The sequence below is a fragment of the Pseudomonas sp. TE3644 genome (assembly GCF_056278815.1).
In genome coordinates, this window is sequence record NZ_JBWBQF010000001.1 from 3647910 (window position 1) to 3668815 (window position 20906).

Sequence of the window (20906 nt, forward strand, 5' to 3'; positions counted from 1 at the left end):
GACCCTATCCGAGCCTGCAGTCATGTCCCCATTCCTGCTGCAAATGAACGCCATCGTCAAAAGCTTTGGCGGCGTGAAGGCCTTGAACGGCATCGACATCAAGGTCAAACCCGGCGAATGCGTGGGCCTGTGCGGCGAGAACGGCGCCGGCAAGTCGACGCTGATGAAAGTGCTGTCGGCGGTCTACCCGTACGGCACCTGGGAGGGCGAGATCCTGTGGGACGGCCAGCCGCTCAAGGCCCACTCCATCGCCGAAACCGAAGCCGCCGGCATCGTCATCATCCACCAGGAACTGACCCTGGTGCCCGACCTGTCCGTGGCCGAAAACATCTTCATGGGCCACGAACTGACCCTGCCCGGCGGGCGCATGAATTACCCTGCCATGATCCACCGCGCCGAAGCGCTGATGCGCGAACTCAAGGTGCCCGACATGAACGTGTCGCTGCCGGTGTCGCAGTACGGCGGCGGTTACCAGCAACTGGTGGAGATCGCCAAGGCGCTGAACAAGCAGGCACGCCTGCTGATCCTGGACGAGCCCTCCTCGGCCCTGACCCGCTCGGAGATCGAGGTGCTGCTGGACATCATCCGCGACCTCAAGGCCAAGGGCGTGGCCTGCGTGTACATCTCGCACAAGCTGGATGAGGTGGCCGCCGTGTGCGACACCATCGCGGTGATCCGCGACGGCAAACACATCGCCACCACCGCCATGGCCGACCTGGACATCCCGAAAATCATCACGCAAATGGTCGGCCGCGAGATGAGCAGCCTCTACCCCACCGAACCCCATGCTATCGGCGAGGTGATTTTCGAAGCGCGGCACGTCACCTGCCTGGACGTCGACAACCCCAAGCGCAAGCGCGTGGACGATGTGTCCTTCGTGCTGCGCCGCGGCGAGATCCTCGGCATTGCCGGGCTGGTGGGCGCCGGGCGCACCGAGCTGGTGTCGGCGCTGTTCGGCGCCTACCCCGGCCGCTACCAGGCCCAGGTGTGGCTGGACGGCAAGCCCATCGACACCCGCACCCCGCTCAAATCCATCCGCGCCGGCCTGTGCATGGTGCCCGAGGACCGCAAGCGCCACGGCATCATTCCCGACCTGGGCGTGGGCCAGAACATCACCCTGGCGGTGCTGGACAACTACGCGAAAATGACCCGCATCGACGCCGAGGCCGAGCTGGGCAGCATCGACCGCGAGATCGCGCGCATGCACCTCAAGACCGCCAGCCCGTTCCTGCCCATCACCAGCCTGTCGGGCGGCAACCAGCAGAAGGCGGTGCTGGCAAAAATGCTGCTGACCAAACCTCGCGTGCTGATCCTCGACGAACCCACCCGCGGCGTCGACGTGGGCGCCAAGTACGAGATCTACAAACTGATGAGCGCCCTGGCCGCCGAGGGCGTGGCGATTATCATGGTGTCCTCGGAACTGGCCGAGGTGCTGGGGGTGTCCGACCGCGTGCTGGTGATCGGCGAAGGCCAGCTGCGCGGCGACTTCGTCAACCAGGGCCTCACCCAGGAGCAGGTGCTGGCCGCAGCGCTGAGCCAACCCGACAGAACAACAATGACTGGAAGTGCGCGTCAATGAATCAAGTCAAACAACTGTTCACCCGCTACAAAATGCTTGCCCTGGTGATTGCCGTGGCGATCATCTGGCTGTTCTTCAGCTGGCAGACCGAAGGCGGCTTCGTCACCCCGCGCAACCTGTCCAACCTGTTGCGGCAGATGTCCATCACCGGCATCCTGGCGTGCGGCATGGTGCTGGTGATCATCAGCGGCGAGATCGACCTGTCGGTGGGCTCGTTGCTGGGCTTGCTGGGCGGCCTGGCGGCGATCCTTGACGTGACCTATCACCTGCCACTGCTGGTCAACCTGGGGCTGGTGTCGCTGTGTGGCCTGCTGATCGGCCTGGCCAACGGCTACATGACGGCGTACCGGATGATTCCTTCATTCATCGTCGGCCTGGGCGGCATGCTGGCGTTTCGCGGCATTCTGCTGGGCATCACTGGCGGTACCACCATTGCGCCGGTGTCGCCGCAACTGGTGTACGTGGGCCAGGGCTACCTGCCTCAGGCGGTTGGGCTGGGGCTTGGGGTGCTACTGTTCGCCCTGACCCTGCTGCTGACCTGGAAACAGCGCCGCAACCGCGCCCTGCACGGCCTGGCCGCGCGGCCGCTGCTGCGCGACGTGGTGCGCGTAGTGGCCATCGGCGCGGTGCTGGCGGGCTTCGTCTATACCCTCAACAGCTACGACGGAATCCCGGTGCCGGTGCTGCTGTTGCTGGTGCTGCTGGGGGTGTTCAGCTACGTCACCAGCCAGACCGTGTTCGGTCGCCGGATTTACTCGGTGGGTAGCAACATGGAGGCCACGCGGCTGTCGGGCATCAACGTGCAGGCGGTGAAACTGTGGATCTTCGGCATCATGGGGGTGATGTGCGCCCTGGCGGGGCTGGTCAACACCGCGCGCCTGGCGGCCGGCTCGCCGTCGGCGGGCAACATGGGTGAACTGGACGCCATTGCGGCCTGCTTCATCGGCGGCACGTCGATGCGCGGTGGCTCGGGTACCGTGTATGGCGCGCTGCTCGGAGCGCTGGTCATCACCAGCCTGGACAACGGCATGTCGATGCTCGACGTGGACAGTTACTGGCAGATGATCGTCAAGGGCAGCATCCTGGTACTGGCGGTGTGGGTGGATGTGAGTACCCGCAGCGGACGGCGGTAAGGGGCGTAAATTCAAGGGTGGTGGGTAGCCTGTGCCGGCCTCTCGCGAGCAAGCTTTGCTCCCACAAGGTAACGCCTGACATTGATGGTTAACTCAACACTGTGGGAGCAAAGCTTGCTCGCGAGAGGCCGGTAATGATTGTCCTGAACCAAAGGTTGTCCCACAGCGTGTTTCCAACAGGGTGGCAGTCATCAGAGGAAGTCAGCCACTGAACCCGCCCGATTTCAGAAAGGCTGCTTCTTCAGGCGTGCTAGCACGCCCCAGCACCTCATTGCGATGGGGAAAACGCCCGAACCGCTCGATGATCTGCAGGTGCTCCTCGGCCCACTTGAGGTCATTGGCGTCCAGATCCCGGCACAAGCGCACGGACAACCGCTGATCGTCGAGGTGCTCCGAATGCTCGAACGGCAAATAACAGAACGCGCGCAGCGCTTTGTCTACTTGCCGGTCCAACCCCGCCTCCAGCAGGCGTCGCGCATACAGCCGGGCCAACGGATCGGTGGCGAACATGTGCGCCGTGCCGCGAAAGGCATTGCGCGGGTACTGGTCCAGCAATATCAGCAACGCCAGCCCGCCCTGCGCCGTCGCCAGCCAGGGCTCCAGTTCGCGTCGTGCGGCCTGCATGTGCAGCGCCGCGAAGGTCTCGCGAAAAAGCGTATCGAACGCGTCGTCCTTGCTGAACCAGCGCCTGGGCCCTGCTTGCTGCCAGAAATCAACAACCGCCTGCGAAGAATCAACCACGCTGCCCACCTCAAATCAAACAGTGTAGCCGCTGCCGAAGGCTGCGTTGGCCGGCATGAACCCTGAAGGTTTCCAGCGAAGCACAGGGCCAGCGCAGCCTGGCGGCAGCGGCTACGTTGCATAGGGGGTAGGGGTATGCGATGATCCATATAGGTAAGGGGGGTATCCTATGGGTCACATCGCAGCAAACAAAGACAGCCTGATCAAGCGCGTCAAGCGCATCGCCGGGCAGATTCAGGCCGTGGAGCGGGCGCTGGAGTCCGATCTGGACTGCGCCAAGACGCTGCACCTGGTGGCCGCCACCCGTGGCGCCATCAACGGTTTGATGGAAGAAATCATCGAAGAACACGCCCGCGCTCACGTGGCCGACCCTGCCCTCACCGAGGCGCAGCGTAACCAGGGTGTGGAGGAACTGCTCGAAGCCATCCGCCGGTATTCCAAATGAACGACACCTTGCACCACGACCACGTGTTCCTCGGCTCGGCCCATGAGGAAAACGCCCGCCGCACCCTGTGGGTGGTGATGTTGACCGTGGTGATGATGGTCGGCGAAATCGCCACCGGCTACTTCACTGGCTCCATGGCCCTGCTGGCCGACGGTTTCCACATGGCCACTCATGCAGCGGCATTGGGCATCACGGCGGCGGCCTATGCGTACGCCAAGCGTCACGCCACCAGCGCCCGCTTCAGCTTTGGCACCGGCAAGGTCGGTGACCTGGGCGGTTTCGCCTCGGCGCTGATTCTGGGGCTGGTGTCGCTGGGCATCGGCGTGGAATCGGTGATGCGCCTGCTGCAACCCACGCCGGTCGTATTCGGTACGGCCACGCTGATTGCCGTGGTGGGCCTGGCGGTGAATATCGTCAGCGCACTGCTGCTGGGCCACGGCCATCATCATGGTCATGACCATGACCACAACCATCACCATGGCCACGACAACAACCTCAAATCCGCCTACGTGCACGTGGTGGCTGACGCCCTCACCTCGGTGCTGGCCATCGCCGCGCTGCTGGCCGGACGCTACCTGGGCTGGGTGTGGCTGGACCCGGCGATGGGCATCGTCGGCGCGCTGGTCATCGCGCGCTGGTCGTGGACGCTGATGGGGTCAACGGCCGGTGTGTTGCTGGACCAGACTGACGCCCACGTGGCTGAGGAAATTCGCGCATTGGTGGAGCAGCCAGGCGATGCGACCATCACCGACTTGCACGTGTGGCGCGTAGGCCCTGAAGCCCATGCGGCCATCGTCAGCGTGGTGGGCGATGCCTCCCTGAACGCCCAGCGCATCCGCGAGCGGCTCAAGCCGGTGCACGAGGTCAGCCACCTGACCGTTGAGCTGCATGGCACTACCGCAGGGGCAGCACGCCGTGGCTAAGGAAATCGAAAACCCGTGCGTCGCTACCTGCCAGCTCAGCGGCGATCTGTGTGTGAGCTGCGGGCGCAGCAAGGACGACATTCGCAAGTGGAAGCGCATGAAGCGGCCGGAGAAGATGGCGGCCGTGCAACGCGCCACGCAGCGCCTCAAGACGCTGAAAAAAGGCAAACCGTAGCCGCTGGCGAAGCCTGCGCTGGCCATTGTGACCCCTGGAGACCTCCAGCAAGGCACAGGGTCAACGCAGCCTGCCGGCAGCGGCTACGTGAGCGGCAACACGAACCGGTCCTCCCCCGCGTGCGACGCCGCCGCGTCAGGCACAAAACCGCACCCCAGCAGCACCTTCCTTGATCCCACATTGCCCGCAAAAACATGGGCAACCAGGTGCTCCAACCCCCAACGCACCTGCGCCTCGCGGATCAAATGCTTCAACCCCAGCGTCGCCAGCCCCTGCCCGCACGCAGCCTGCGCCACCCGGTAGCCCACCTGCGCAACACGCCCCTCACGGTCGATATCCTTCAAATTGGCCCGCCCCACGATCGCGCCGTTGGCGTCCTCGATGACGAAGGGGTGCCACGTGCCGCCTGCCAACCCCTGCAGGTATTCGTGGATGTGCACCGTCACACCCCGCAGCGAGTAAAACGCCTCATTGCGCGGCTCAATATGGGATTCGAACCATTTACGATTTCCGGCCTCGAACGCCAGTAGCGCGGCGGCATCGGTCAACCTCAGTTCACGTACGCGGTGCATGATCAACGTCCTTGTCCGGTAAGAGGACCAAGAGTTTCAACGACGTTGTCGGCCGACGCAACTCCTGCCGCCGATGCCCATCCTAGACGCCTGCGCCAGTGCTTCGCTATCATTGGCGGTTTGCCCTTTTGCGCCAACCTGAGAACCCACACACGCATGTCTATCCAGCAAACACCCGGGCCCGTGCTGCCCGCCCGCGCCGCCGCGAAAATGGAAGCGGCCATGGCCGTGGGCAGCTTCGCCATCGGTACGGGCGAATTCGCCATCATGGGGTTGATGCCCGACATCGCCAACAACCTGCACCTGAGTGAACCGCAGGTAGGCCATGCCATCAGCGCCTACGCCCTGGGTGTGGTGGTGGGTGCGCCGCTGCTGGCCATCCTGGGTGCCAAGCTGTTGCGCAAGCACCTGCTGATGATGCTGATGGCGCTCTACGCGCTGGGCAACCTGGCCACGGCGTTTACCCCCACCTTCGGTTCGCTGATCGCTTTCCGTTTCATCAGCGGCCTGCCCCACGGTGCCTATTTCGGCATCGCGGCGGTGGTGGCGGCCAGCATGGTGCCCTCCAACAAACGCGCCGGTGCGGTGGCGCGGGTCATGATGGGGCTGACCTTGGCGATGCTGCTGGGCAACCCGATCGCCACCTTCCTGGGTCAGCTGTTCGGCTGGCGCTCGGCCTTTGCCCTGGTGGGCGCCCTGGCCCTGCTGACCATCGGCCTGGTGTGGCGTTACGTGCCGGACCGCCATGACGAACCGCGCAGCGACCCGCGCAAGGAAATGCGCGCCTTCACCCAGCCGCAGATCTGGATGGCGCTGTCGATTGGCGCCATCGGTTTTGCCGGGATGTTCTGCGTGTTCAGCTACCTGGCACCGACCATGCTCGAGGTGACCCGCGTCACGCCTGAGTGGATTCCTTTCGGCCTGGCCGCGTTCGGCGTAGGCGGCATCATCGGCAACATCGCCGGTGGCAAGCTGTTCGACCGTTTGCAGTTCCGCGCGGTGGGGCTGTTGCTGGTGTGGTCGATGGCGGTGTTGCTGCTGTTCCCGATGGCTGCGGGCAACCTGCCTGGGGTGATGCTGGGCATTGGCCTGGTGGGCACCATGGTGGCGCTGGCTTCGCCGTTGCAGATCCGCCTGATGGACATCGCCCATGAGGCGCCGAGCCTGGCGGCGGCGTCCAACCATGCCGCGTTCAACCTGGCCAACGCCCTGGGCCCGTGGCTGGGCGGCATGGCGATTACCGCCGGGCTGGGCTGGACCAGCACCGGCTTTATCGGCGCCGCCACGGCGCTGGCCGGCCTGGGCCTGTACCTGCTGGCACGGCGAATGAAAGGCGGGGAATAACCCGCCCCACGCCCCACTACAACCCGCGTAGCCTGGCGGCAGCGGCTACGGTGCGCTGTACGCGGTACAATGGGGTTTTCCAAGGAGAACCCCACGCATGGACCTGCTGTTTCTGGGCACCTCTTCCGGGGTGCCCACCAAGGGCCGCAACGTCAGCGCCACCGCCGTCATCGAGGCGTCCGGCAAGGCCTGGTACCTGGTCGACTGCGGCGAAGGCACGCAGCACCAGTTGCTGCACACCCCGCTGTCGATGCGCGACCTGCGCGCCATCTTCATCACCCACGTGCACGGCGACCACTGCTTCGGCCTGCCGGGCCTGCTGGCCAGCGCCGGCATGTCCGGGCGCAGCGAGCCGCTGGAGCTGATCCTGCCGCTGGAACTGCACGACTGGGTGCGCCAGAGCCTGGCCGTGAGCCAGACCTTCCTACCCTTCGAACTGCGCCTGCATGGGCTGGAAACGCTTGAAGGCTGGAGCAGCGCCCATGTCCACGTCAGCACGGTCGAACTCTCGCATCGGGTGCCCAGCTATGGCTACGTATTCGCCGAGATCAATCCCGATCCCCGCCTGGACCTGGAGCGCCTGCAGGCCGATGGCATTCCCCGCGGCCCGATCTGGGGCGACCTGGCCCAGAGCCGGGACGTGACTGTTGAGGGTCGGCTGATCAATGCCCGGGACTACCTGCGCCCCTCTCGCCCCGGCCGACGCATCATCGTCTGCGGCGACAACGACAACCCCGAGCTGCTGGCCGAGGTGGCCAAGGGTGCGGACGTGCTGGTGCACGAAGCCACCTTCACCCTGCCGGTGCTGGAAGGCAGCCGGACGAACTACGGGCACAGCACCGCCGCCGCCGTGGCGCAATTCGCCGAGGCCGCCGGGGTACCCAATCTGGTGCTCACGCATTTCAGTGCGCGGTACCAGAACAATCCGCAGCGCAGCCCCAGCATCGATGATGTGCGCCAGGAGGCGGCGGAGCGCTACAGCGGCCAGCTGATTCTGGCGGCGGACCTGCAACGCTACCACCTGGGCCGCGACGCACTGCTGGCGCAAGTCCCGTAGCCGCTGCCGCCAGGCTGCGCTGGCCTGTGTGAACCCTGAAGGTTTCCAGTGAGGTTGAGGGCCAGCGCAGCCTGGCGGCAGCGGCTACGTGCGGCGGCGGGTCAGGACAGCACGATGTAATCGTTACGCTGCACCACGCCCTGATGCGGGCCTTCGACCAGGTGCACATAGCGCCCGCCCACCAGGTCAATCGGCAGGCAATCATCCACATCCATCAGCGCATCGGTGTGGCCCTTGCTCCAGTGCGTCAGCATCTGCTGCTTACCCTTGGCCTTGGCTTCAGCCTTGCTGGTGGCCACCACCAGCACGTACTGATGCGCCTCGCCAAACGCCTGCGTTTCATAACCACCCAGGTTGATGAAATACAGGCGCGGTGACCCGGCGCGCGGGGCCAGGGGGCTGAGTTCGACCTTCCAGCCGTCCACGCCATCCACCCGCATCCAGGCATCGATGTGCAGCCCGGCAGCGCTGCCGAACCAGCTTTCGCGCAACGCTGGGTAGGCCGCCTCCAGGCTGTCGGCAACGACGAAGGCGACGTCATGAACTTCGATTTTGGCGCGGGGGTGCTTGCCCCCCAGCATGACCACGAACAGCATCGGGGTGTCCTGTGTGGGTTATCCGCAAGCCGCCATGGTACCCCACCCCGCCCGTAATTAGATGGACTCGCCCAAGCCGAGGCGTCAATGCGCCACGGTGGCAGTCTAAACAGCCAACGACAGCGAGGGCGAGTCCATGAAAAAGCATACTTCGATTGATCAATCCCTGTCTTCCGCCAATTTGTCGGTCTGCACGACCGTGGCGGTCGATCTGGCCAAACATGTCTTCCAGGTTGCCGGCGAAGACGCTCTAGGCCACGTGCACTATGAACAGCGCTTCAAGTCGCGCGAAGCGTTCTACGAGTTCCTTCAACAACTGGCACCCCACGTCATAGTCTTGATGGAGACGGGGCCAGGTGCGCAAGCCTGGGCGCGCCAGCTGCAGGAACAGGGCGTCGAGGCTCGGATTTTGCCGGCCAAGTTGGTGACGACACACCGCACAGGGCCTAAAAACGATCGTAACGATGCGTTGGCGATTTTGCGGGCCGGTCGTGATGAGAAAATCTGCGCAGTACCGATCAAGAGCGTTGCGGCGCTTGCCATGCAGGCATTGCATCGTGCTCGCCAGGGCTATGTGCGCCGCCGCACGGCATTGAGTAATCAGATGCGCGGCCTGCTGCTTGAGCACGGCGTGGTCCTGGCTCAAGGTGATGTCGCCATCAGCCAGAGAATTCCACGAGTATTGGAGGATGCCACTCAACCAGTGCCAGCCATGTTGCGCGAGTTGATCGATGAACTGCTGGCGGAATGGCGCTTTTTGGGCGAGCGCATTGCGGTGTTGACGGGCCGTCTGGAAGCAGCGGCAAATGCCGACAGCACGGCCAAGCGGCTGATGAGCGTGCGCGGTATCGGTCCGGTGACCGCCACGGCGTTGGTAGCCAAGGAAACCCAGCCCGAACGGTTCCCCAATGCACGCAAGTTCGCGGCCTACTTTGGCCTGGTTCCCGACCAACACAGCAGCGGGAATAAAGTTCGCCTGGGCGGCATGAGCAAGCGAGGCGATTCATATCTGCGCAGCTTGATGATCCAGGGCGCACACGCAGTGCTGCAGCAACTGCGACCTGACTCCGAGCAACCCGATGACCGCCGATTACTGCGTTGGATGAACCGCCTGGGCCGCAAGCAGGCTGCGGTCCGGTTGGCCAATCGCAACCTGCGTATCGTCTGGAGGCTTCTACAGAATGACCAGACTTATCGTCGACAGCATGGCAGCGGCCAGCCAGCGATGATGAGCCACTGATCCACCGAGTTCTGCCACCGAGGTAACGACTGTCCAACCCTGTGCTGAAAAACATTGACCCCAGATAGGATCGGCGTGGATTGATGCCTAAGCGGCTAGCGGCCTTCGAGGCCTGACTGTAATCGGCATACCACGAGCTCTTCCAATGTCGGCCAGAGGCCCAAAGCGGCTTCCTTGAATAGGCCTAATACATAGATGCAACGGGCGGCAGTTTTTCAAAAGCGGGTAGACAGGAGGGGCGAGTCCATACATAGCCGCTGCCGCCAGGCTGCGCTGGCCGGTGTGGACCCAGGAAATCTCCAGTGGGGATGAGGGCCAGCGCAGCCTGCGGCAGCGGCTACGGGGTGCGCGTCGCCTGGCGATACTGGCGGGGAGTAAACCCCGTCAACGTCTTGAACTGCCGACTGAAGGCGCTGTGGTCGGTGTAGCCGCACTGCATCGCCACTTCGGTGATCGGCAGTTCAGTCAACAACAGCCGATGCGCGTGCTCCAGCCGCGCCTTGTGAATCATCTGCCGCGGCGTGAGGTGGAACACCCGCTTGCAGTAGCGCTCCAGTTGCGCCACGGAAATGCCGGCGATGCGGGTCAGTTCGTCCATGCTGATGGGGCCGGCGAAGTGGCTGCGGATGTACTCGTCGACCGCCGCCAGGCGCTGGTAGGCCGGGTGGCTGTGGCTGGCGGTCTGCAGGTCGACCGAGATGCCCACCAGGCCAATGATGCGCTGCTCGCGATCGTGGATGGGCTGTTTGTGGGTCAGGCACCAGCCGGGCTCGCGGCTGCCGTACAGGTGCAGTTCCAGCTGGTCTTGCAGCACCAGACCCTGCTCCAGCACGCGGCGATCCTGCTCGGTGTAGCCGGGGCCCAATTGTGCCGGAAAGACCTGGGCGCTGGTTTTGCCCAATAGCGGTTGCAGCCGCTTGAAGCCGCAACGCTGCACCAGCGTGCGGTTGGCCAGGCAGTAGCGCGCCTGCACGTCCTTGACGAAGATCACCGCATTGGGAATCACGTCCAGCATGGGCAGCAACGGGGCGATGCCGGACAGCATTTCATCCAGATCCCGGGGTGGTTGCAGGGCATTGGCTCGGGCCAGCAGTGCCAGCGTCTGATGCGTCATGGGTGCCCGCCTGGTCATTGTGCCGATTTCGTCATCGTCGCTGAAGAAATCCATCAAGTAAACCTGCCGCGCAAGGTCCACTGTAACGCCAGGCATTTTCCCTACCTGGACCGGACAAGCGCATGAAACAGCTGCATGTCATCGACTCCCACACCGGCGGCGAACCCACCCGCCTGGTGATCACAGGCTTCCCCACCCTGACCGGCGCCACCCTGGCCCAGCAACGCGACGAACTGCGCCAGCAGCACGATCACTGGCGCCGTGCCTGCCTGCTGGAGCCGCGCGGCAATGATGTGCTGGTGGGCGCGCTGTACTGCCCGCCGGTGTCGGCCGACGCCACCTGCGGGGTGATTTTCTTCAACAACACCGGCTACCTGGGCATGTGCGGCCACGGCACCATCGGCCTGGTGGCGTCGCTGCATTACCTGGGGCTGATCACCCCGGGCCGGCACCTCATCGACACACCGGTGGGCCAGGTCAGCGCCACCCTGCACCCTGACGGCGCAGTAACCGTGGGCAACGTGCCTGCCTACCGCTACCGCCACAACGTGCCCGTGGAGGTGCCCGGCCACGGCCATGTGCACGGTGACATCGCCTGGGGCGGCAACTGGTTTTTCCTGGTGGCCGGGCATCAGCTGCCTCTGCAAATGAGCAACGTCGACGCCTTGACCGAGTTCACCTGGGCACTGCTCAAGGCGCTTGAAGCCCAGCGCATTCATGGCGAGGACGGCGCACTGATCGACCACGTGGAACTGTTCGGCGCAGACGACCACGCCCACAGCCGCAACTTCGTGATGTGCCCGGGCAAGGCCTATGACCGTTCCCCCTGCGGCACCGGCACCAGCGCCAAGCTGGCCTGCCTGGCCGCCGACGGCAAACTGGCCGAGGGTGAAACCTGGGTGCAAGCCAGCATCACCGGCAGCCAGTTCGAGGGCCGCTTCGAGTGGCAGGGTGAGCGCATTCGCCCGTTCATCACCGGCCGCGCCTACATGACCGCCGACAGCACCCTGCTGATCGACGAACAGGACCCGTTCGCCTGGGGCATCTGAGCCCCGTACTGGAGAGACCTTGATGAGCGACAACATCTTCACCGGCTGCATGCCCGCGCTGATGACACCCTGCACCGCCGACCGCCAGCCCGACTTCGACGCGCTGGTTGCCAAGGGCCGCGAGCTGATCGATATCGGCATGAGCGCCGTGGTGTACTGCGGCTCCATGGGGGACTGGCCGCTGCTGACCGAAGCCCAGCGCCAGGAAGGTGTGGCGCGGTTGGTGGCGGCCGGCGTGCCGACCATCGTCGGCACCGGCGCCGTCAACACCCGTGAAGCCGTGGCCCATGCCGCACACGCTGCCAAGGTGGGCGCCCACGGCTTGATGGTGATCCCCCGCGTACTGTCTCGGGGTGCTTCGCCGGCCGCGCAGAAAGCGCATTTCGCTGCCATCCTCGACGCCGCGCCCAGGCTGCCGGCGGTGATCTACAACAGCCCCTACTACGGCTTCGCCACCCGCGCCGAGCTGTTCTTCGAACTGCGCCGCCAGCACCCCAACCTGATCGGCTTCAAGGAGTTCGGCGGCGCCGCCGACCTGCGCTACGCCGCCGAAAACATCACCTCCCAGGATGACCAGGTCAGCCTGATGGTAGGCGTCGACACCCAAGTGGTGCACGGCTTCGTCAACTGCAACGCCAGCGGCGCCATCACCGGCATCGGCAACGCCCTGCCCCGCGAGGTGCTGCACCTGGTGGCCCTGAGCAAACAGGCCACCAAGGGCGATGCGCGCGCTCGGCGCCTGGCCCGCGAGCTGGAAGCAGCCTTGGCGGTGCTGTCATCTTTCGACGAGGGCTGCGACCTGGTGCTGTTCTACAAGCACCTGATGGTGCTCAACGGCGACACTGAATACACCCTGCACTTCAATGAAACCGACGTACTAAGCGACGCCCAGCGCCGCTACGCCGAGCAGCAGTACGCACTGTTTGGCCAGTGGTACGCGAACTGGTCGGCGGAGCACCCGCGTGAAGCCTGAGGTGCCCGACATCGCCGTGGTGGGCGCTGGCATCATCGGCGTCGCCTGCGCCCTGGCCCTGGCACGCAAAGGCTTCAAGGTGCAGGTGCTCGACCGCCAGGCGCCTGGCCTGGGCGCCTCCTACGGCAACGCCGGGCACCTGGCGACCGAGCAGGTGTTCCCCATTGCCGACCTGTCGATCATCAAGCGCCTGCCGGCCATGCTGATGGACCCCTTGGGCCCGCTGCGGCTGGATTGGAGGTACCTGCCCCGGGCGCTGCCTTGGTTCACCCGCCTGCTGCTTAACCTGCGACCGGAGCCCTACCAACGCTCGGTGGCCGGTATCCGCGCGCTGAACGAGGGCAGCCTGGGGGCATGGCAGCGTCTGTTGCAGTCCATTGATCGCGCCCATCTTCTTAAGGAAGACGGCTCGCTGCTGGTGTTCGAGCGGCCGGAATCAAGGGCCGCGCTCGATGCACTGCAAGCACGCATGCGCCAGCAACAGGTACCGGTGCAAGCCTGGGACAACGCAGCCATTCGCCAGGCGGCGCCGCACCTGAGCGAGCACTTGCAAGGCGGGTTGTTCTTCCCTGCCACGGGGCACTTTGTCGACCCCTATCGGGTAGTGACTGAGCTGGTGGAGGCCGCCAAGGCTGAGGGTGTGCAATTCCTGCAACGCAGCGTGGTCGACGGTCGCGTTCAGGATAACGGGGTGGTGCTCGACACCGATCAGGGACCGCTCGCCGCCCGCCGGGTGCTGCTGGCCTGCGGCGCGCATTCAGCACCACTGACCGCTCGACTGACAGGCAAGCGAGTGCCGCTGGACACCGAGCGCGGCTACCACCTGATGCTGCCGGCCGAGCAGCAGCGGCTGCCGTTTGCGGTCACCTCGCTGGAGCGCAAGTTCATCATGACGCCCCTGCAGGGCGGCATGCGGCTGGCCGGCACGGTGGAATTTGCAGGCCTGAAAGCACCACCGTCGATGGCCCGGGCGCGCCAGCTGTATCAGCTCAGCAAGGGACTGTTCAGTCGCGATTTGAACGCCGAGGGCGCCACTGAGTGGATGGGATGCCGGCCGTCTTTACCGGACTCTTTGCCGGTGATCGACCGGGTGGCTGGCGGCAAGGTACTGCTTGCCTTTGGTCACCAACATTTGGGGCTGACCCAGGCGGGGGTGACGGCCGAGATGATTGGCGAACTGGCGGCATCTGCCCAAGACAAAACCTTGCCCCTGCTCACGCCCTATCGACTGGATCGCTTCTACCCGGCCCCGCCAAACCTGTAGCCGCTGCCGCCAGGCTGCGCTGGCCCTGCGCCTCACTGAAAATATCCAGTGGTCACACCGGCCAGCGCAGCCTAGCGGCAGCGGCTACGGGCTTAGCGATCAATCGAGCAGATCAGCTGGCACCTTGCCGCCGTTCTCGGCCAGCTTCTTCATCACCGCGCCATGCAGCCAGGTATTCATGGCGGCAGAATCGTCCGTGGAGCCGGTGTAATGCAGCTCGGCGGCCAGCGCCTTGCGCGCGGTGAGGCTGCTGTCGATGTCCAGCAACTTCAGCAAATCGACAATCGAGGTGCGCCAATTAAGCTTCTCCGCATGCTGGCTGGCCAGGGCTTCAAGCTTTGCGGCGACGTCGACTTCGCTGATGGCCGTCGGTGCGGGTGCCGCCCCGGCGGTAGGGTCAACGGGGGCGGCCGCGTCAGGCGCTGGTGGCGCTTCGGGCGCCGCGTGCTTGCCGATGCCAAGCTTTTCGAGAATGGTGCTGAAAAAGCTCATGACTGTTCTCCAGGGAATAAGGCCCGGCGCCATGCATGCGCGGGTGACTTAGCAGTGACTGGAGCACAGCGTCGAAAGTTTTGCCCGGCGGGGCTGCAAACGTCCCTCTTCCGACCACCGGCTTTTTTCGGTAGCTACGGGGCGTCTGCATCGCGGCCAAGGCCGGCTCCTACCACGGACGGTGTAGGAACCGACTTTAGTCGCGATGCAGACGCCGCGGTTTTGCCGCTACAGAATCGGTACCACCCGATGCCGACGCGCGGCCCACACCACGCCGCCCACCAGCAACGCAATGGACACCACCTCCATCGCCCCCGGCACCCGCTGGTGAAACACAAACCCATACACACAGGCAAACAGCGTCTCAAACACAATCATCTGCCCGCTCAACGAAGCCGGCATGCGCCGCGAACAGGCATTCCACAGGCCATTGGCCAACCACGACCCACACAGCGCCAGGAACAGGCACACCCAGAAAAATGCCATCCAGCGCTCCGGCGCTACCTGCGTCGGGATCAGGTTGGGGAACAGCAACAGTGCCACCGCCCCCACCGCCACCGCAACCACGCCCGTGACGATGCCCACCAGGGTCGACCATTCGCTGCTGTTGAACGCGCTGTGCTTGAGGTACCGCGCGTTATGGGTGGCGTACCACGACCAGCACACAACCCCGCTCAACCCGCAGGCCAGGCCCAGCAACTGGCTTGTCCAGACACCTGTCGCGGCCTGCCCGCCGCCATGCAGCACACTCACCGATACGATGCCCAGGAATATCATCGCCAGCGGCAGCTTGAGTTTGCCCAGCGGTAGCGAGCCGGCATCGCCACGCGCCAGGAAGGTGATGGCCACCGGCAGCATGCCGTTGATCAGCGCGGCCATGGTCACGCCACCCAACTGCACCGATGCCCCCAGCAAGGCGTAGTTCAGCACGTTGCCGGTCAGCGACAAGCGCAGCAGCATCAGCAGGTCGTTGCGCGTCAGGCGCGCCAGCAGGCGTGACGCCAAGGGCAATGCCACCAGCAGCGAAAACAGCCCGTACAGGGCAAACCGCACGCTGCTGATCAGCACGGCGTTGAACTCGGGCAGCAGCGAGGGGGCGATGATCACCCCACCCCAGATAGCCCCGGCCAACAGCGCAAACACAATCCCACGGTTCATCATCGCTCACTCGGGCAGGCTCTATGAGCAGCATTCTATCCGTGGTAAATAGGCGCCACCTGCGATAAAAATTCAGCGATCCATTCCCCAGCGGAATGTCGCGAGGCCACCGATGATCAACCGCTACCTGCGCACCCTGCCCCCGCTGGAAACCCTGGTCACCTTCGAAGCCGTCAGCCGCCACGCCAGTTTCACCGGCGCCGCCAGCGAACTGTTCATCACCCAGAGCGCGGTGAGCAAACAGATGCGCCAGCTCGAAGACGCCCTGGGCGTGCCGCTGTTCGAGCGCAAACCGCGCGGCGTGGCCTTGACCGGTGCGGGCGACGAGTTGCTGATGACCGTCAATGTGCTGCTCAACACCTTGCACCAGAGCGTCACGCGCATCCGCAACGTGCATCAGTCCAACGCCGTGTCGGTGGTGGCCACCCACGCGCTGGCGCAGTTCTGGCTGTTCCCCAAGCTGATCGAGTTCAACAAGGCCTACCCGGACATCGCCGTGCATGTGCACGCCATGAACGAGTTCGACGAAGCCAGCCTCAACGACTTCGACGTCGGTATCCTGTACGGCGCCGGTGAGTGGGCGTCGCTGACCAGTGATTTCCTGTTGCCGGAAATCGTCTACGCCGTGGCCCACCCCAGCCTGCCAGTCACCCACATCCAGACGTTGGCGCAACTGGCCCAGGCCAACCTGGTGCAAATCGACACCTGCGCCTGGCAGTGCATGGACTGGCACCAGTGGTTCGGCCACCTGGGCATTGATTACATCGCACGCGCCAAGGCGCCGGTGTTCAACCAACTGACGTTGGCGTTCCGGGCGGTTCAGCAAGGGATGGGCATCGGCTTGGCGTGGAGTTTCATGGCCGATGAGGCCCTCGCCAAGGGGGAGTTGCAGCGGGTGACGGGCTTTGAGTGCAGGACGGGGAACGGGGAGTATCTGGTGTCGCTCAAGCACCGCAAACGGTCGGTGTGCGCGCAGGTGTTCAGGGAGTGGTTATTGGGGTCGATGGGGGCACAAACGAAAAACCCCTGACGCCTTGCGGCAATCAATGCGTAGAGAAGGCGCTTGGACATCATAGGAGATTAAGCTATTAATGAGCTTCTATCTGTAAGAGCGCTTGCACTCATCGTCGTCAGAGCAAGCGGCATAAATGCTGTAGCTGGGGTTTATAAGGGGCAGTGATGGCAAGGAATGATTTTAAATCTGGAGTTCGGAATTCGCTTAGGCTTCGAGCTGCTTTTATTTGCTCTAATCCTGGATGTAGGAAACAGACTATTGCGCCAGCAGCCTCTTCGGATGACAAGTATGTATACACAGGCAAAGCTGCTCATATCACAGCCGCTTCGGCGGGCGGTGCTCGCTACGATATTTCGATGAGCCCTGAAGAGCGAAGCGGGATTAATAACGCAATTTTCTTATGCAGTACCTGTGCAGATGCTGTAGATAAGAACGGAGGCGCTGACTACTCTATCGAGCTTCTCAGGGAATGGAAGACTGACCACGAGTGCTGGGTGGCTGCGAATTTGAATCGTGGTCCTCAAGGGGTGGGTGGTGAAGGGGGTGGTGGCACCATTGTGGGACGTCGCGGAGTCATAATTGGTGGGCGAGGAGGAAGTGGCGGAATTGCGGGGGTAGGTGGAAAAGGGGGTAGTGGTTTCATCAAGGGTGACGATGGCCTTATTATCGGTGGTGATGGGGGGAGTTGTCCCACTGGTGATGGTCGGGGCGGGCGAAGAGCCTCAGGACCCACTGAGAGGCCTGGCTTTCCAAGTTCGATGTGGGGTTTTGGTCGCGGCGGGCAGGGGCAGAATCACCCGGAGTACGATAGGCGCATTATGTTGCTAACGAAGTTTCGCTCCGAGTACATTTCTAAGTTTCCAGGCGATGCGACTTTTATAGAGGCGGGAATTGAGATGGTGCCTGTGGATTGGATAAATACCAGATTGGTAGAGGAGAAGGAGAATTGGAATGTCGAACTTGGAGATGAAGGTTATTTGCTCCCGCAGTTGTAAATTTTTGATTAGAGGAAGCCGGTTAGCATTTTGCTGTGGGCTGCGCAGCTCTAAAAGATTTTGATCGCAGGGCTTTGCATTGATGGGCGGAGCGGTCACGGCTCTTTGGGGACTTTCGTAAAGATACGATAGGTAGCATATAGCAAATCTCTGGCATTGCTGTGAGGGTGAGAAGTGAACGATCTGAGGATAAAGGTAATTGGCCTGTGTGTTTCAGCGTTGGTATTGGCAGTAGTTTTTATGTACGTGATACAGTTTGGATACCATTTCTCTACTGAGCACGACGACTGGGGGACATTCGGAGACTATTTTGGAGGTGTGCTCAATCCGTTAGTGGCTGTCTTCGGCTTCTTAGGCGTCCTCCACTCGCTCCATTTACAGCGTCAGCAACTCAGCCAGCTCGTGGTTGATCGCAAGGGAGAGGAGGTGCTTGCGGCAATCAAAGACCTCGATGCCCAGATCAGTGAGCGGCTTAAGATTTCTATCGGGTTTTCATTCTCTGCTATCGGTGAGAAGGTAGAGCTAACCATCGCACACATGGTGTCAGAGGCGACCCGATGCGGTGGAGTGCTCAGTAAATCGGATAGCTATGCCAAGTTCGTGATGGAGGCCCGGCTGGCTGGGACTACTGTGGAGGCTCCGGTCAGTGAGCTTCGGAGCTTCGTTGTCTTGATGTCTCATCTCGTAGGCCATCACCCGAGCCAGGAGATGGGCGAATACAGCCCAATCATTTTTTACTACGCCAACAAGGCCTCAAGGTTGCTGCCTATGCTTAAAGATATTGGAGGGCTTTCCGAGGAGTGTGTAGGGTTCTTCGGCCAAGAAAGGTGGACGTCTCAGTAGCACGAGAGACGGACGCCGAGACAATCGCCGTGTTGTCTCGAAGTATCTTTGGTGTCAATTTCGCTTTCACGGTAGTAAACCTGACAAATGCGCGATCCTTGGAAGTGATCGGAGATGTTCCATCTGAACCTTGATGAAGCTGCGTTCACCGTACCGGCGGCTGATGAACCCATCGTCGTGGCCAGTAGTGCAGTCGCGAATCTCTTCGGGCATCCCTGCTGCTCGGCACATCGTGATGAATGCATGCCGAAAGCCATGAGAAGGGCTTGCGGGGCTGTCGAGTCTGGCGACCTTGCGTACGCAACCTCCCCATTGCTTGCCGAAGTTGTGGCCATAGTAGCCATCCGGATTCGTCTTCAGGGCCGGGAAGAGTTGGCCGTTGGCTGGCAGACTGCTTACGCAGTCAATAAATCCAAGATCGATGAGGTCCTGATGGAGAGCCACAAGGCGATGACTGCCGCTGGTCTTCAGTGTGCGTGAGTCATCTGCGTCTTCGTCAACAGTTCCAAGCAGGTCCAGATGCCAGATGCCGTCTTCCGACTTGCGGACCTCGTTGGCTTTCATCTGGGCAATCTCCTCTCGGCGTTAGCAGAGAAGGAGCGGGAGCCATGTCCAAGCAGCGCCAAGGGACGCCCGAGGGGGATTCCATTCGCCTCTGAAGACCGGACTGGAGAACACCTGGATAAGCTCTGCTTCTGTATAGCCTTTGCGCGCAGCGGTGCGGGTCTGCTTAGAGCCAGCCTTGCTCAGTGATTTAGTGATGCTTGACGCGATCACAGGGTTCTCTGACGGGTTACAGCTCTCCAGATAGTAAAAACCCCCGAGACCTTTCGGAATCAGGGGTTTTCGGTATTTGGTGCCCAGAGACGGAATCGAACCGCCGACACGGGGATTTTCAATCCCCTGCTCTACCGACTGAGCTATCTGGGCAACGGGGCGCATTAGACGTGTTTCAACGCGGCACGTCAAGCTTATTTTCAAAAAAAGTGAATAAATACCTAGGGTTGCGGGCGCAACGGTCTACCGTAGCCGCCGCCAGGCTGCGGCTACGGCATGTCAGGTCACACTCAGACAAGCTTGTTCAATACGTACCTATCAAACCACGGTGGCTGGATATCTGACTTAATTTCGATGGATTCGCCTTCGGTGATTTCAGCCAGTTGAGCAAACCCTCCCCCCTCGTCTGAATTATCAAAAATGTACGCCCTGTTAGACACCAGAATGGCGTCAGACAATAAATCAAGTGAGCGGCAGTAACGCTGCCGTATTTTGTCAGCTGCAACATGATGCCCGCCTTGAGATACTCGGTAGGCCACACGTCGAACATTGATATCGGGATCTGCAGTGGCGACGTAATAAACGTATACGCGATACCCGGCCTCACGAGCCTTTTTGAGCAACTCAACCTTATCTGGCGAGGACATGACCGTCTCGAAAGTGAAGCTTATACGTTCACGAATAAGCGCATGCCGGATAAAATCGGACAAGGCTGACGCAACATACGAATCAATTGAGGTCTGGGCAAAGTTCAGCCGGTCGCCTTCCAGGGACAGCCGTTGCAATTTATCCAGCGAAGTCGCCGAAAGATTCAGGACAGGGTGGGCGATGAGGAAATCAAACACATCAGCTTTCTGCTTTTCGATACCGTAAGTCGAAAAATCAAAATAGCCAGTGCTGCCGATCGTGCGTTCAATATCGTCAGGGTTTATGTAACGCCCCAACAAATGCGCAGGGATCAAGCGATTGAACGTACTTTTGCCAGAACCGTTGGGACCCGCAAATATCCTTATCCGCGGAGTACTCAAGAGTGGGGCCGATCCTCACGCTTGCGAATTTGCAAACGGGTACCACTTTTCAGATGGCCATACTCGCCCAGCAAACGGACCGGCGTGCGAGCGTGCTCGGAAACCTCGAACAACTCGCCGTCCTTGGCTACCAGAACACTGGCGCCTTGAGCCATGGCAGCCTTGAAAGCGTTGCTGAAGGCTTTGACCGCGATATCGGGAATGCGCGATTCCTGGACAGCTATCTGGCTTTCGCTGGGTAAAGGTTTGGTTTTACGGGACATAGGCAGCTCCGTCGACAAATGATCAGCTCGAAACGACTGCAGGTTATAGCACAGGCATATCCGACGGGCGATAAGCAGCCAGCGAGGATTGTTACACCCTAATTCAGCTTAAAGATTAACCCACATCAAG

22 protein-coding genes and 1 tRNA gene are annotated in these 20906 nt (G+C 62.2%); 13 read left to right on the forward strand and 10 right to left on the reverse strand.

From position 1 onward, the window contains the following. Positions 1-22 precede the first annotated feature (22 nt). Together xylG and ACZ9GA_RS15940 are read left to right on the forward strand one after the other, a co-directional pair. Positions 23-1579, forward strand: a complete 1557-nt coding sequence (xylG, locus tag ACZ9GA_RS15935; protein WP_457361767.1) for a D-xylose ABC transporter ATP-binding protein — start codon at positions 23-25, stop codon at positions 1577-1579. Next, on the forward strand, positions 1576-2712 hold the full coding sequence (locus ACZ9GA_RS15940; RefSeq protein WP_457361766.1) for a sugar ABC transporter permease: 1137 nt from the start codon (positions 1576-1578) through the stop codon (positions 2710-2712). The genes xylG and ACZ9GA_RS15940 overlap by 4 nt, the downstream gene beginning before the upstream one ends. Before the next feature lie 201 nt (positions 2713-2913). Here the strand turns inward: ACZ9GA_RS15940 and ACZ9GA_RS15945 are convergent, their stop codons facing one another. Next, positions 2914-3462 carry a DUF924 family protein gene (locus tag ACZ9GA_RS15945; protein WP_457361765.1) on the reverse strand — a complete coding sequence of 183 codons (549 nt, stop codon included), beginning with the start codon at positions 3460-3462 and terminating at the stop codon, positions 2914-2916. A 160-nt stretch (positions 3463-3622) separates the two neighbouring features. Here ACZ9GA_RS15945 and ACZ9GA_RS15950 point away from each other — a divergent pair, with 160 nt between their 5' ends. From ACZ9GA_RS15950 to ACZ9GA_RS15960, 3 genes are read left to right on the forward strand one after another with little or no spacing between them, the layout of a single operon-like run. Continuing rightward, positions 3623-3898, forward strand: coding sequence for a metal/formaldehyde-sensitive transcriptional repressor (locus ACZ9GA_RS15950; RefSeq protein ID WP_027980500.1), 276 nt, complete (start codon positions 3623-3625; stop codon positions 3896-3898). Beyond that, positions 3895-4821, forward strand: a complete 927-nt coding sequence (gene dmeF / locus ACZ9GA_RS15955; RefSeq protein ID WP_457361764.1) for a CDF family Co(II)/Ni(II) efflux transporter DmeF — start codon at positions 3895-3897, stop codon at positions 4819-4821. Before ACZ9GA_RS15950 ends, dmeF begins: the two co-directional genes overlap by 4 nt. Next, positions 4814-4996, forward strand: coding sequence for a DUF1289 domain-containing protein (locus tag ACZ9GA_RS15960; RefSeq protein ID WP_457361763.1), 183 nt, complete (start codon positions 4814-4816; stop codon positions 4994-4996). Before dmeF ends, ACZ9GA_RS15960 begins: the two co-directional genes overlap by 8 nt. 83 nt (positions 4997-5079) lie before the next feature. Here the strand turns inward: ACZ9GA_RS15960 and ACZ9GA_RS15965 are convergent, their stop codons facing one another. Continuing rightward, positions 5080-5574, reverse strand: coding sequence for a GNAT family N-acetyltransferase (locus tag ACZ9GA_RS15965; protein WP_457361762.1), 495 nt, complete (start codon positions 5572-5574; stop codon positions 5080-5082). Positions 5575-5724: 150 nt separating this feature from the next. On the opposite strand from ACZ9GA_RS15965, the gene ACZ9GA_RS15970 reads away from it, so the two are divergent. After that, a complete protein-coding gene (locus ACZ9GA_RS15970) occupies positions 5725-6912 on the forward strand; it encodes an MFS transporter (protein ID WP_457361761.1) in 1188 nt (395 codons plus the stop codon). Positions 6913-7009: 97 nt separating this feature from the next. Continuing rightward, positions 7010-7969, forward strand: coding sequence for a ribonuclease Z (locus ACZ9GA_RS15975; RefSeq protein WP_457361760.1), 960 nt, complete (start codon positions 7010-7012; stop codon positions 7967-7969). Positions 7970-8070: 101 nt separating this feature from the next. Here the strand turns inward: ACZ9GA_RS15975 and ACZ9GA_RS15980 are convergent, their stop codons facing one another. Then, entirely contained in the window at positions 8071-8565 is a 495-nt protein-coding gene (locus tag ACZ9GA_RS15980; RefSeq protein ID WP_457361759.1) for a DUF1543 domain-containing protein, read from the reverse strand. Positions 8566-8746: 181 nt separating this feature from the next. On the opposite strand from ACZ9GA_RS15980, the gene ACZ9GA_RS15985 reads away from it, so the two are divergent. Beyond that, complete coding sequence (locus ACZ9GA_RS15985) at positions 8747-9805, forward strand: IS110 family RNA-guided transposase (protein ID WP_457363710.1); 1059 nt, start codon at positions 8747-8749, stop codon at positions 9803-9805. A 337-nt stretch (positions 9806-10142) separates the two neighbouring features. Here the strand turns inward: ACZ9GA_RS15985 and ACZ9GA_RS15990 are convergent, their stop codons facing one another. Then, on the reverse strand, positions 10143-10919 hold the full coding sequence (locus tag ACZ9GA_RS15990; RefSeq protein ID WP_457361758.1) for an AraC family transcriptional regulator: 777 nt from the start codon (positions 10917-10919) through the stop codon (positions 10143-10145). Between the two features lie 122 nt (positions 10920-11041). Between ACZ9GA_RS15990 and ACZ9GA_RS15995 the strand changes: the two genes are divergently transcribed. Genes ACZ9GA_RS15995 through ACZ9GA_RS16005 form a run of 3 tightly spaced genes read left to right on the forward strand, consistent with a single transcriptional unit; the run spans position 11042 to position 14205 of the window. After that, positions 11042-11968: a 4-hydroxyproline epimerase gene (locus tag ACZ9GA_RS15995; RefSeq protein WP_457361757.1), complete on the forward strand. Its 927-nt coding sequence runs from the start codon at positions 11042-11044 to the stop codon at positions 11966-11968. A 22-nt stretch (positions 11969-11990) separates the two neighbouring features. Further along, positions 11991-12941, forward strand: a complete 951-nt coding sequence (locus ACZ9GA_RS16000) for a dihydrodipicolinate synthase family protein (RefSeq protein WP_457361756.1) — start codon at positions 11991-11993, stop codon at positions 12939-12941. Further along, entirely contained in the window at positions 12931-14205 is a 1275-nt protein-coding gene (locus ACZ9GA_RS16005; protein ID WP_457361755.1) for an NAD(P)/FAD-dependent oxidoreductase, read from the forward strand. Before ACZ9GA_RS16000 ends, ACZ9GA_RS16005 begins: the two co-directional genes overlap by 11 nt. A gap of 99 nt (positions 14206-14304) precedes the next feature. Here the strand turns inward: ACZ9GA_RS16005 and ACZ9GA_RS16010 are convergent, their stop codons facing one another. Both ACZ9GA_RS16010 and ACZ9GA_RS16015 read right to left on the reverse strand, forming a co-directional pair. After that, positions 14305-14697 carry a DUF3597 domain-containing protein gene (locus ACZ9GA_RS16010; protein WP_457361754.1) on the reverse strand — a complete coding sequence of 131 codons (393 nt, stop codon included), beginning with the start codon at positions 14695-14697 and terminating at the stop codon, positions 14305-14307. A 228-nt stretch (positions 14698-14925) separates the two neighbouring features. Further along, positions 14926-15858, reverse strand: a complete 933-nt coding sequence (locus tag ACZ9GA_RS16015; protein WP_457361753.1) for a DMT family transporter — start codon at positions 15856-15858, stop codon at positions 14926-14928. Positions 15859-15967: 109 nt separating this feature from the next. Here ACZ9GA_RS16015 and ACZ9GA_RS16020 point away from each other — a divergent pair, with 109 nt between their 5' ends. Then, positions 15968-16885: a LysR substrate-binding domain-containing protein gene (locus ACZ9GA_RS16020; protein ID WP_457361752.1), complete on the forward strand. Its 918-nt coding sequence runs from the start codon at positions 15968-15970 to the stop codon at positions 16883-16885. Positions 16886-18039: 1154 nt separating this feature from the next. Then, complete coding sequence (locus ACZ9GA_RS16025) at positions 18040-18708, forward strand: hypothetical protein (RefSeq protein WP_457361751.1); 669 nt, start codon at positions 18040-18042, stop codon at positions 18706-18708. 66 nt (positions 18709-18774) lie between these two features. Here ACZ9GA_RS16025 and ACZ9GA_RS16030 read toward each other — a convergent pair whose 3' ends face one another. From ACZ9GA_RS16030 to ACZ9GA_RS16045, 4 genes are all read right to left on the reverse strand, one after another. Further along, on the reverse strand, positions 18775-19272 hold the full coding sequence (locus tag ACZ9GA_RS16030; RefSeq protein ID WP_457361750.1) for a site-specific integrase: 498 nt from the start codon (positions 19270-19272) through the stop codon (positions 18775-18777). 290 nt (positions 19273-19562) lie between these two features. After that, a tRNA-Phe gene (locus tag ACZ9GA_RS16035) sits at positions 19563-19638 on the reverse strand. Positions 19639-19775: 137 nt separating this feature from the next. Further along, positions 19776-20513 carry an ATPase gene (locus tag ACZ9GA_RS16040; RefSeq protein WP_457361749.1) on the reverse strand — a complete coding sequence of 246 codons (738 nt, stop codon included), beginning with the start codon at positions 20511-20513 and terminating at the stop codon, positions 19776-19778. Next, positions 20510-20776 carry a hypothetical protein gene (locus tag ACZ9GA_RS16045; RefSeq protein WP_457361748.1) on the reverse strand — a complete coding sequence of 89 codons (267 nt, stop codon included), beginning with the start codon at positions 20774-20776 and terminating at the stop codon, positions 20510-20512. The genes ACZ9GA_RS16040 and ACZ9GA_RS16045 overlap by 4 nt, the downstream gene beginning before the upstream one ends. Between the last annotated feature and the right edge of the window lie 130 nt (positions 20777-20906).

Coding starts and splice junctions, on each gene's coding strand:
- dmeF (WP_457361764.1), top strand. CDS start 3,895: ATGAACGACACCTTGCACCACGACCACGTGTTCCTCGGCTCGGCCCAT.
- ACZ9GA_RS15980 (WP_457361759.1), bottom strand. CDS start 8,565: ATGCTGTTCGTGGTCATGCTGGGGGGCAAGCACCCCCGCGCCAAAATC.
- ACZ9GA_RS16000 (WP_457361756.1), top strand. CDS start 11,991: ATGAGCGACAACATCTTCACCGGCTGCATGCCCGCGCTGATGACACCC.
- ACZ9GA_RS16015 (WP_457361753.1), bottom strand. CDS start 15,858: ATGATGAACCGTGGGATTGTGTTTGCGCTGTTGGCCGGGGCTATCTGG.
- ACZ9GA_RS15995 (WP_457361757.1), top strand. CDS start 11,042: ATGAAACAGCTGCATGTCATCGACTCCCACACCGGCGGCGAACCCACC.
- ACZ9GA_RS15940 (WP_457361766.1), top strand. CDS start 1,576: ATGAATCAAGTCAAACAACTGTTCACCCGCTACAAAATGCTTGCCCTG.
- ACZ9GA_RS15990 (WP_457361758.1), bottom strand. CDS start 10,919: ATGACGCATCAGACGCTGGCACTGCTGGCCCGAGCCAATGCCCTGCAA.
- ACZ9GA_RS15975 (WP_457361760.1), top strand. CDS start 7,010: ATGGACCTGCTGTTTCTGGGCACCTCTTCCGGGGTGCCCACCAAGGGC.
- ACZ9GA_RS16030 (WP_457361750.1), bottom strand. CDS start 19,272: ATGAAAGCCAACGAGGTCCGCAAGTCGGAAGACGGCATCTGGCATCTG.
- xylG (WP_457361767.1), top strand. CDS start 23: ATGTCCCCATTCCTGCTGCAAATGAACGCCATCGTCAAAAGCTTTGGC.
- ACZ9GA_RS15950 (WP_027980500.1), top strand. CDS start 3,623: ATGGGTCACATCGCAGCAAACAAAGACAGCCTGATCAAGCGCGTCAAG.
- ACZ9GA_RS15970 (WP_457361761.1), top strand. CDS start 5,725: ATGTCTATCCAGCAAACACCCGGGCCCGTGCTGCCCGCCCGCGCCGCC.
- ACZ9GA_RS16010 (WP_457361754.1), bottom strand. CDS start 14,697: ATGAGCTTTTTCAGCACCATTCTCGAAAAGCTTGGCATCGGCAAGCAC.
- ACZ9GA_RS16045 (WP_457361748.1), bottom strand. CDS start 20,776: ATGTCCCGTAAAACCAAACCTTTACCCAGCGAAAGCCAGATAGCTGTC.
- ACZ9GA_RS16020 (WP_457361752.1), top strand. CDS start 15,968: ATGATCAACCGCTACCTGCGCACCCTGCCCCCGCTGGAAACCCTGGTC.